The organism is Vibrio sp. HB236076 (assembly GCF_040957575.1).
Taxonomy (GTDB): domain Bacteria; phylum Pseudomonadota; class Gammaproteobacteria; order Enterobacterales; family Vibrionaceae; genus Vibrio.
The window spans coordinates 1327615-1337953 of sequence record NZ_CP162601.1; the positions used below are offsets into that span (position 1 = coordinate 1327615).

Genomic DNA, 10339 nt, shown 5'->3' on the forward strand with positions numbered 1-10339 from the left:
AAATCCCTCTCGGTGGTAAAATTTGCAGGCTATTGAGGTAAGTGTTAGATTTTAGCGATGAATTGTCGAGCAATTACAACACAAAATGTAAAAAAGCGGTTGATCTTCTTTGTTTCTCGCACAATAGTAAAAGCAGCATAACTATAAATTAACGGAGAGATAGTTTGTTCATCTCTCACACTAAGTAAAGGACGTTAAGTCAATTATGGGTAAATCGCTTGTTATAGTGGAGTCTCCTGCCAAGGCGAAAACGATCAATAAATACCTGGGTAAGGATTTTGTCGTTAAGTCGAGCGTCGGCCATGTTCGTGATCTTCCAACATCGGGTCAAAGTACAGGGCAAAAAGCGGCACCTATTTCTACCAAGGGCATGAGTGCAGAAGAAAAAGCTCGCGTCAAAAAAGAAAAAGATCGCAAAGCCCTAGTAAAAAAAATGGGTATTGACCCATATCATGACTGGGAAGCCAATTACCAAATCTTGCCGGGCAAAGAAAAGGTGGTCAATGAGCTAAAGAAATTAGCCAAAGATGCTGATTGCGTTTACCTCGCAACCGATTTGGACCGCGAAGGGGAAGCCATTGCATGGCACTTGCGCGAGATCATTGGTGGTGATGAGGACCGTTACAAGCGTGTGGTATTTAACGAGATCACGAAAAACGCGATTCAGCAGGCCTTTGAGAAGCCTGGTGAACTCAATATGGATGGTGTCAATGCTCAACAAGCTCGCCGGTTTATGGATCGCGTTGTTGGCTTTATGGTGTCACCATTACTTTGGAAAAAAGTCGCCCGTGGTTTGTCCGCTGGGCGAGTACAATCGGTAGCCGTCAAATTGCTCGTCGAGCGTGAGCGTGAAATTAATGCGTTTATTCCAGAAGAGTATTGGGATATTCACGCTAATACAAAAACGAAAAACCAAGCGCCATTTCGTTTACTTGTTGCCCAAAAAGAGGGCAAAGCGTTTAAGCCGACAAGCGAAGAACAAACCAAAGCCTCATTAGCGGTATTAGAAAAATCTGACTTTGAGGTGTGTAAGCGCGAAGACAGACCCACGCAAAGTAAACCATCTGCGCCTTTTATTACCTCAACCTTGCAACAAGCCGCGAGTACGCGTTTGAGTTTCGGGGTTAAAAAGACCATGATGTTAGCGCAAAGGTTGTACGAAGCGGGTTATATTACTTATATGCGTACGGATTCGACCAACTTGAGTAAAGAGGCTGTCGAGTCGCTGCGAAATTACATCGATAATGAATTCGGTAAAGCGTATTTACCTGAGTCGCCATTGGTTTATGGCAGTAAAGAGAACGCACAAGAGGCGCATGAAGCGATTCGCCCTTCAAGTGTGGAAGTGGCTGCCGCTGATTTAAAGGGTGTAGACGCCGATGCAGTGAAATTATATCAATTGATCTGGAATCAGTTTGTTGCTTGTCAAATGACACCCGCGCGTTACGACTCTACCACCATCAGCGTTAAAGCCGATGAATATACGTTAAAAGCCAAAGGCAGAATTCTAAAATTTGATGGTTGGACTCGCGTGCAGCGCCCACTGGGTAAAAATGAAGATGAAATTCTACCTGAAGTGAAAGTCGGTGAGCTTCTGACCTTAGAAAATTTGGAGCCCAAACAGCACTTCACCAAACCCCCAGCTCGTTTTACTGAAGCGGCTTTAGTTAAAGAGCTTGAGAAAAAAGGCATTGGTCGTCCTTCGACTTACGCGTCCATCATTTCGACCATACAAGATCGCGGCTACGTTAAAGTTGACCAGCGTCGTTTTTATGCTGAAAAGATGGGCGAGATTGTGACGGACCGCTTAGACAAAAGCTTTAGCGATCTCATGAACTATGACTTTACGGCGCGTATGGAGCAAAAGTTAGACCAAATTGCTGAAGGAGACGTGGTTTGGAAAAAAGTGCTCAATGACTTCTTTAGTGATTTTACCCAAGACTTAGAGCAAGCCGATAAAGACGAATCTGAAGGTGGGATGTCGTTAAATCACATTGTGATGACGGATATTGAGTGTCCAACCTGTTCCCGCCAAATGGGTATTCGAACTGCGTCAACAGGGGTTTTCTTAGGTTGTGCTGGGTACGCACTGCCTCCTAAAGAGCGCTGTAAAACGACGATTAACCTCGGCGATGAAGAGGGCATTATTAATGTGCTCGAAGAAGATGTTGAAACGGCGGCATTACGAGCAAAAAAACGCTGTCCGATTTGTGAAACGGCGATGGACGCGTATCTTATTGATGACAAAAGAAAACTACATGTTTGTGGTAATAACCCCAACTGTGAAGGTCATGTTGTCGAGTATGGCGAGTTTAAAGTTAAGGGTTACGATGGACCCGTTGTCGAGTGTGATAAATGTGGCTCGGACATGGTGCTCAAAAACGGCCGGTTTGGTAAGTACATGGGATGCAGCAATGAAGAGTGTAAGAATACTCGTAAAATCCTTCGCAATGGTGAAATTGCGCCACCAAAAGAAGACCCCGTTCACCTACCAGAACTCGAGTGTGAAAAATCGGATGCCTATTTTGTGTTGCGAGATGGTGCATCAGGCCTCTTTTTAGCAGCCAGCACGTTCCCGAAATCAAGAGAAACTCGTGCGCCGTTGGTCTCTGAATTGGTTCGGTTCAAAGAGCGAATTTCACCTAAGTTCCATTATTTGACCGAAGCGCCTCAACAAGACCCCGACGGTAAGCCAACTGTGGTTCGCTTTAGCCGTAAGACTAAAGAGAACTACGTTCGTTCAGAAGAGGGTGGCAAGCCAACGGGTTGGTCGGCTTTGTTTGAAGACGGGAAATGGCAAGTTATTGATAAACGTAAGAAATAATAATTTACTCATCAATGGGAATTTTTAGCAGCGCTTACATAGCGCTGCTTTTTTTTGTGCGCTTGGGCTAAGAATTTATCATTGCTACTCCACGGAATGGGCTCAATATGTAATAGTGTGAAAGGAGTAGAATAACAACAATAGTAAACCGACTCCGACAACAAACTCAACTGAAACAACCTATTAGAGAGGGAACGTCTATGGCTGGCGTATTAGGAATGATCTTAGCTGGAGGGGAAGGCTCTCGTCTTCAGCCTCTCACTGCAAATCGCAGTAAACCTGCGGTCCCATTTGGTGGAAGTTATCGACTGATCGATTTTGCACTGAATAACTTTATCAATGCTGATATCGTCAAAATTTATGTGTTAACGCAATTTAAATCTCAGTCTCTTTATTCACATTTAAAGCAAGGTTGGCACATCAGCGGTATCACCAATCGATTCATTGACCCAATACCAGCGCAAATGCGCACTGGGAAGCGCTGGTACGAGGGGACGGCCGATGCCATCTATCAAAATATGGGCTTTATGAAGCTCGCAGACCCTGACGATGTCCTCATTTTTGGCTCCGACCATATTTACAAAATGGATATTAGCCAATTCTTGGATTTTCATCATGCCAAAAAAGCCAAATTAACCGTTTCGGCATTGCGTATGCCCGTTGAGTGCGCTTCGCAATTTGGGGTAATTGAAGTCGATACCGAAGGGCGGATGATTGGCTTTGCAGAAAAGCCGGCTAAACCGAAAGAGATCCCAGGTGATCCTGGTTTTGCTTTGGTTTCGATGGGGAACTATGTGTTTGAGGCGGACACGTTATTTCGCGAATTAACCGAAGATGCGGACTTTGAGCATTCTAGTCACGATTTTGGCAAAGATATCATTCCACGTCTTTACCCGACGGGAGAAGTCTTTGTCTATGACTTTGGCAAAAATGATATTGAGGGGGAAAACGGTGGGGTGTACTGGCGCGATGTTGGTACGATCGACAGTTATTGGCAAGCTCATATGGATTTGTTGGGTAAAGATGCGTTGTTTTCTTTGTACAATCGTAACTGGCCATTGCATACTTATCATCCCCCGTTACCCCCTGCCACCTTTGTTGATGATAATAACCTAAAAGTAAAAATCATTGATAGTTTGGTGTGTAACGGCAGTTATGTTCGCGGTTCTCATATCGAGAAATCTGTGTTGGGTTTTCGTAGTAACATTGGCTCTCATTGTAATATTCGCGAGTCAATCTTATTAGGTGATATTAAAGTGGGCAAAGGCAGTATCCTTAACCGAGTGATCGCCGATAAAGATGTCGAAATTGCCCCAGGTTGTGAAATTGGGGTAAATTTGGAGCACGACAAGCAAAGGTTTCATGTCTCAGAGGAGGGCATTGTAGTGATCCCTAAAGGAGCGAGAGTTGGATTCTAACTCGTTATCAATATGTTATATGGCCTCGGAAGTCGAGGGGTTGGTAAAAAGTGGTGGGCTTGCCGATGTTGCGCGAGCCCTTCCACAAGCATTACAAGATTTAAACCACAATATAAAGGTCGTTATCCCGGCTTATCAAGTTATAGAGGGTATTGAACACGCTGACGTGGTACTTGCTACTGAGCTAGAACAGACCGGTCAGGCTTATCGGATATTACAGCTTCGCTGTGGTGATTTGACAGTTTATGCCATTGATTGCCCAGAGTATTTTCGACGCTCTGCACTCTACGCTGAAAATAACTGCGCTTATCATGACAATGGGGAGCGCTTTGCATTCTTTAGCATGGCAGCTCTAGATATGCTGTCTAAATTGGATGAAAAAATCGATATTATTCACGTTAATGATTGGCATACCGGTTTAGTCCCCTTTATTTTTAAGCACCGTTACGCTCAACACCCGGCTTTTTTAAACACGAAAGTGGTCTTCACTATTCATAATGCGGTGTTTAAAGGCAGTTTTCACCCTGATGAGTTGAGTATTCTGGGTGAATTGAGTCAACACCCCGATTTATTGGTGACAGGTCAACACGCATCAATGTTAAAAGCCGGTGTCTTGTGCGCGGATAAAATCAATGCTGTGAGTCCTACCTATGCCAAAGAGCTATTAACCGACTTGGGCAGCCATGGCTTTGGCGGCGTGTTTGGCGCCAGAGAGGCAGATTTAAGTGGTATTTTAAACGGTTGCGATTACCAGGCTTGGTCCCCACAACAAGATCCTTGGTTGGTGGCGAATTACTCGGAGAAAAAACAAAGTTTACAAACGGGCAAAGCCAGAAATAAGCGTGCGTTACAACAACGATTATCTTTACCAGAGCAAAAGGTCGCCATGTTCGGTATGGTATGCCGCTTGACTCATCAAAAAGGCATTCAATATTTAATACCGATTCTTGAAAAGTTCTTACAACATCAGGTACAAGTTGTGATTGTGGGAACCGGCGAGGTACAACTTGCCCAGCAATTACATGACATTGAACGTTTGTATCCACATAATTTTCGCTTTGTAGAAGCGTATGATAATGAATTGGCGCACTGGGTAGAAGCTGGATCGGATTTCTTTTTGATGCCTTCAGAATTTGAACCTTGCGGTTTGAATCAAATTTACAGTTTAGCTTATGGCACTCTGCCCATCGTTCGAGCGGTTGGCGGGTTAAAAGATACCGTCGTTGATTACTTTGATGCGCCAAACTCAGCAACCGGTTTTGTGTTTCACGAGCCGACCGGAGAGGCCTTGTTACTCACACTACTTTCTGCGTTATTAGTCTATGAGCAGTTGCCTAAGGTCTTTGTCGAAATGCAGATAAGGGCGATGAATACGCGTTTTGACTGGGAGACGTCCGCTTTGTCTTATTTAGCTATGTATGAGTCGTGCTTAAAATAGGTATTAGGTGCCACAACTCTAGCATCAGTTTTACTTAGGGCATAGGCGTTTGACATTGCCAACAGATTTCAAACTGACCTTCGTTAATTTCGTGACATTTTGCACAGTGCCATGAAGGCTGAGATTGGGTTTGTTCTTCAAGCCAAGTGTCGATGTGATGCTTGGCTTTTTTTTGTTGAGCAGGATTATTAAGCCAAATCATAGGGCCATTTTCGTCATCAAGAGGGATCTCTCCAACAACGGATTGCGTGTGTCGTAAAAAGACTTGGCAGTCAATAGAGTGAGATTGCAAGTAGTGACAAAGTATTTCTATTTCAATTGGGTTAGCTAAACTGATTAATTTCATCTCAATGCTCTTTTTGTTTACTGGTACACATAATTAATAAGTAGCACAGTGTGGTATGAATGTTAACCCAGTCGTGTTGGCAGGAAGAAATAAAAAACGTATTTGCAGTAAAAAGAGCACTCTAATACTGAATTAGAGTGCTTTGGATTTAATTTAAATGAGCCAGTAGCTCTTCACGTCTTGATTGAGGGATGACGCTCCAATGCTTACCTTCTATCGCGCCTTCTAAGGCCCATAAAAGTTCAACAGTGACCTCTTCGTTGAAAGCGCGGATAGCTTTGAAGGCTTCAAGTGAACCGCGTTGTTTTAACGCTTCGACGGACTCGATTCCCGCTCTTTTCAACATTCTCTCGGTGCCAAGACGCAAGTTAGGTAAATCTTTTAAACGATCTACATGTTCGCGCTGTTGATGCACTTTGTCTGCGCGAGCTTGTGTGAGGGCTTCTTGTGCTAACTCAAAGATAGTGTCAGTTGATTGCCATTGTTCATTTTTGACAGCAAAGTACTTTGTTACAACAGGAAAGCCGCGTTTGTGATAAACATAAGGAGACATTCCTTGTTTGGTGAATAATTTGGCTTTTTGTTTATCAGCGCGTATGTGTAACTCGTCTTTTACCACGAGAGCAAACATGATGTCGCCAGAAAAAATACCAAATCCACCAAACATGGACCTTGATTTTATGTTTCCAAGTGGCTCAAATAGTTTCATTGAGTCTTTGAGTATCGGTTTATCCATGATTCTCTATTCTCGGTGTATAAAAATTAATGCCACTCTATACCCAAAGGTAGCAATAGAATCTGCGATTGAACCTCAAGCCATCGGTAACAGGTGCAACAAGAAAGATGATAAAAAGTATATAATTGACAAACTCAATACCATTTATTGTCATTGACTCTCCGTCGCACAATAGAAGACTTAATGAGATATCAAGGCAGAGACAGTTAGTCACCATTCCAATATGGCTTTTGCAGGCGTGAGATTATCGCATGTAAGTAGAAGAAAGATGTCATTGAAACGTAAAGATTTTTCTTGTTACTTAACTTCGGTAACCCCGCTACCTGTCACCTAAACTAAAGAGTAAAGGTGCTTAAGGCCGGAAGCTTTGCGTCCCATTCTTTCAAATGGTTTGCCTTTTTCGTGACACACTAAGAATACGAAATTCTCAACGAGAAGGTTTAGTTCGTGCCACAAAATGTGATACTAGTTCAAGTATAGAATGCGTTGGCGAAAAAGCGAGTTATGGATAAGGTTTTTTATGAATATCCTCTGATTTCATATGGTTAAAATCAGAGGATAAGACGTTAATTGATTTTTTTTACCGATTGACGCGTCACGATCTCTGGGTGCATCTCAAATACGCGACGCTCGTTTTGTTTGTTTTTAATTCTGGCCATCAGAATTTCAAACGCATTTTTACCGACACGGCGTTTGGGTTGGTGAACGGTTGTCAGTGGTGGTGAAAAGTATTCTGCTAATTCGATGTTGTCATAACCGATAACGGAGATATCTTCCGGTACTTTAAGACCATTTTGTTGTAAACGGCTTATAAGCCCAAGTGCCATAGTGTCATTAAAACAGAATACCGCCGTTGGCTTTTCCTTCATGGCAATAATTTTGTCGGCCGCTAGCACCGCGGTATCACATTCAAAATTGCCTTCTAAAATCCAGTTTTCATTGACAGTGAGGTTTGCTTGCGCCATGGCACGCCTAAAACCTACAATGCGCTCTTTACAAGCCAGTTTTTCAAAGTGACCACTTAAACAGGCAATTTGAGTATGCCCATTATCAATGAGGTATTTAGTGGCAAGGTAGCCGCCTTCTTCCGAGTTGTCGATAATTTTGTCAACCTGTGGGTTTTCCGGTCCCCAGTCCATGATCACTTTAGGTATGTCTTTGTGGCGATCTAACATGTCGTTCAATTCATCGGTTAAATCAGAACACATGACTAAAATACCATCAACGCGTTTCTCTGCTAGCATACGGATATAATCGCGTTGTTTTTCGTAAATGCCACCGGTGTTACACAAAATTAAGGTATAACCTTGACGGTAACAATAACTTTCCACACCATCGATGACTTCAGAAAAGAACAGGTTGGTAGATTGAGTGACCAACATACCGATGGTACGAGTTGTGTTGCATTTCAAGCTGCGAGCGACTGCACTTGGCGCATAATTTAACTCATCAACGGCCTTCATGACCTTTTCTTGCGTTCCTTCAGCAACAAAACGTGTTTTATTAATCACGTGGGAAACCGTGGTGGTTGAAACTCCGGCTAAGCGGGCAACGTCTTTAATGGTGGCCATAGGGTATCCTAATTATTATGTGTTAGAGACGCAAAACTGGCGTTTACAGTACGCGTAGGTATGTCAAATACTGCCTTTCAATACTTATTTTGTTTCATAGCAATCGTTTGCTTTGTTTTTTATCGATAATTGGTTTTGTCGATAATCGGTCAAAGCAAGTCACAGTGTATTGAGAGTCATCGAGACAGATAAAGAAAGTAAAACGTCAGTTGAAAAGCGGCAAATTATGATTAAATTTTACCGCTTTGTCTAGTCAGTGCTGATTAAAAAGCACCTTGTTCATAGAATGGTATTATAGCTCAGTTTGGCTGGCTTCGATGGTTTCTTGGTTGTGAGGCAATAAAAATTGACGCAACTGAATCCACCACAAGCCAAGCTGTTCATGCCAAAACAACTCGGTTTGTTCTAAGTAACGGCTACTGGGTAAATATCGAGTCCAAAATTGTTGTGTCTGGCGATTGGCTAAATAGTTTGTTGGTGCGGGTAGCGGAGTTAAACCGGCATTAGTGAACTCTTTCATTGCACGAGGCATATGACTCGCTGATGTGACAAGGACTAATCGCTGAGTACCCACAAATGCCGCGGCTTGTCGAGCTTCTTCCCATGTGTCTTTGGCCGTTTCTAATAATATGATGTCGCTTTTATTTACGCCGAGGGCGAGAGCGACTTTGGCCATCATGCGCGCGTGACTAATACTGGTGCCACCCGCATAGCCGGACAAAATCATTTTAGAGCCAGGATACATACGCCAAATACGGATGCCCTCTGTCAAGCGCATCAGTGCGGTTCGACTCAATTGAGATGTCGGTGGTAAACGATCATCAGTGATATGGCTGTTGCCAAGGACCATAACGTAGTCGACATTACCGGTGACCGGTAAAAACGCTGGGTATTGACGCTCAAGTGGCATGATAAGCCGACTCGAAACCGGTTGAAACGAAGCCAGAAATAAAAAGCTCAGTGAAAATAACAGCACAATACAGCCCGCCTTTTGACGGCGAGTAAACATGATCAGCAGCAGGCCGAAAAATCCGAGCAAGAGTAAGCCTGGCATTGGCATGATAAGGGCTGAAATGACTTTTTTTAGCTCAAACATAAACAAATAGTCCGAAAAAACATCACTTGAATGAAAAATTGAAATAATCGCTCTTTATTCCTACTTTTCTTGTGACAGAATAGTAACATGATTCTTTTATAAAATTGCATGACACCGTGATTGAAGACCGTAATTTCGACGATATTGCCCACAAATTTGCAAAAAACATTTATGGCTCTAACAAAGGCGATATTAGGCAAGTTATTGTTTGGGAAGATCTTGAACAAATTATAGAATCTGTCAAGGACAAAGGTTTTCCCTTGTCTATTTTTGATGCTGGTGGGGGGGTTGCACAACTATCAAGACGCCTTGCTGCTTTGGGCAATCAAGTCACCTTATGTGATCTTTCCCGTGAAATGTTGAGCCTAGCTCAGCAAGAGATTGAAAAGGACGGGCTCCTAGAGCACTATCGTTTGATCCACCAGCCAGTACAAAATGCTAGCGAATTTTTGGATAAAAAGCAGGACTTAATTTTGTTTCATGCCGTGATGGAATGGTTAGCAAAACCGGAAGCGGTGTTAAAACAATTGACAGAGCAATTGGCTGATGATGGCATAATCTCTGTGATGTTTTATAACCATCACGGCTTAGTGTATAAAAACGTACTTTGTGGCAATATTCCTCATGTACTCGAGGGAATGCCACATCGCAAGCGATTTAAATTACAACCTGCGAAGGGATTAAAGCCGGAAGACGTCTATCGTTGGCTAGAGCAATCCGGTCTAACTATTGTCGGAAAAAGTGGCATTCGATGCTTCAGCGATTACCTTCGCTCAGGGGATAATATGGGCGATTATACGCCACAAGATTTAATGGAAATGGAAAGGCAAGTTTGTCGACAAGAGCCCTATATATCAATGGGGCGTTACATCCATGTGTGGGCACAAAAGAAGCAAAGACAGGAATGATA

The 10339-nt window shown here is 43.1% G+C and carries 8 protein-coding genes and 1 riboswitch; of the genes, 4 read left to right on the plus strand and 4 right to left on the minus strand.

All coding sequences use genetic code 11. From position 1 onward, the window contains the following. Window positions 1–205 precede the first annotated feature (205 nt). From topA to glgA, 3 genes are all read left to right on the plus strand, one after another. Window positions 206–2824, plus strand: a complete 2619-nt coding sequence (topA, locus tag AB0763_RS05830; protein ID WP_306101676.1) for a type I DNA topoisomerase — start codon at window positions 206–208, stop codon at window positions 2822–2824. A 200-nt stretch (window positions 2825–3024) separates the two neighbouring features. After that, on the plus strand, window positions 3025–4242 hold the full coding sequence (gene glgC / locus AB0763_RS05835) for a glucose-1-phosphate adenylyltransferase (protein WP_306101675.1): 1218 nt from the start codon (window positions 3025–3027) through the stop codon (window positions 4240–4242). Beyond that, on the plus strand, window positions 4232–5680 hold the full coding sequence (glgA, locus tag AB0763_RS05840) for a glycogen synthase GlgA (RefSeq protein ID WP_306101674.1): 1449 nt from the start codon (window positions 4232–4234) through the stop codon (window positions 5678–5680). Before glgC ends, glgA begins: the two co-directional genes overlap by 11 nt. A gap of 34 nt (window positions 5681–5714) precedes the next feature. On the opposite strand, the gene AB0763_RS05845 is transcribed toward glgA, so the two are convergent. The 4 genes from AB0763_RS05845 to elyC all read right to left on the minus strand — a co-directional run bounded on the left by AB0763_RS05845 (window position 5715) and on the right by elyC (window position 9429). Further along, window positions 5715–6026: a DUF2007 domain-containing protein gene (locus AB0763_RS05845; RefSeq protein WP_306101673.1), complete on the minus strand. Its 312-nt coding sequence runs from the start codon at window positions 6024–6026 to the stop codon at window positions 5715–5717. A gap of 148 nt (window positions 6027–6174) precedes the next feature. Next, window positions 6175–6762 (minus strand): TfoX/Sxy family DNA transformation protein, encoded by a 588-nt coding sequence (locus AB0763_RS05850; protein ID WP_306101672.1) that lies wholly within the window; start codon window positions 6760–6762, stop codon window positions 6175–6177. 306 nt (window positions 6763–7068) lie between these two features. Further along, a riboswitch (cyclic di-GMP riboswitch) is annotated at window positions 7069–7168 on the minus strand. 160 nt (window positions 7169–7328) lie between these two features. Then, the gene (purR, locus tag AB0763_RS05855; RefSeq protein ID WP_306101671.1) at window positions 7329–8333 is read right to left on the minus strand and encodes an HTH-type transcriptional repressor PurR; all 1005 of its coding nucleotides are present in this window, start codon (window positions 8331–8333) and stop codon (window positions 7329–7331) included. 292 nt (window positions 8334–8625) lie between these two features. Then, window positions 8626–9429 (minus strand): envelope biogenesis factor ElyC, encoded by an 804-nt coding sequence (gene elyC, locus AB0763_RS05860; RefSeq protein WP_306101670.1) that lies wholly within the window; start codon window positions 9427–9429, stop codon window positions 8626–8628. A 116-nt stretch (window positions 9430–9545) separates the two neighbouring features. On the opposite strand from elyC, the gene cmoM reads away from it, so the two are divergent. Beyond that, entirely contained in the window at window positions 9546–10337 is a 792-nt protein-coding gene (gene cmoM / locus AB0763_RS05865) for a tRNA uridine 5-oxyacetic acid(34) methyltransferase CmoM (protein ID WP_306101669.1), read from the plus strand. Window positions 10338–10339: the final 2 nt, after the last annotated feature.

What these genes read in the sequence shown, in the direction of transcription:
- topA (WP_306101676.1), top strand. Translation starts at nt 206, where the DNA reads ATGGGTAAATCGCTTGTTATAGTGGAGTCTCCTGCCAAGGCGAAAACG.
- glgC (WP_306101675.1), top strand. Translation starts at nt 3,025, where the DNA reads ATGGCTGGCGTATTAGGAATGATCTTAGCTGGAGGGGAAGGCTCTCGT.
- AB0763_RS05845 (WP_306101673.1), bottom strand. Translation starts at nt 6,026, where the DNA reads ATGAAATTAATCAGTTTAGCTAACCCAATTGAAATAGAAATACTTTGT.
- AB0763_RS05850 (WP_306101672.1), bottom strand. Translation starts at nt 6,762, where the DNA reads ATGGATAAACCGATACTCAAAGACTCAATGAAACTATTTGAGCCACTT.
- purR (WP_306101671.1), bottom strand. Translation starts at nt 8,333, where the DNA reads ATGGCCACCATTAAAGACGTTGCCCGCTTAGCCGGAGTTTCAACCACC.
- elyC (WP_306101670.1), bottom strand. Translation starts at nt 9,429, where the DNA reads ATGTTTGAGCTAAAAAAAGTCATTTCAGCCCTTATCATGCCAATGCCA.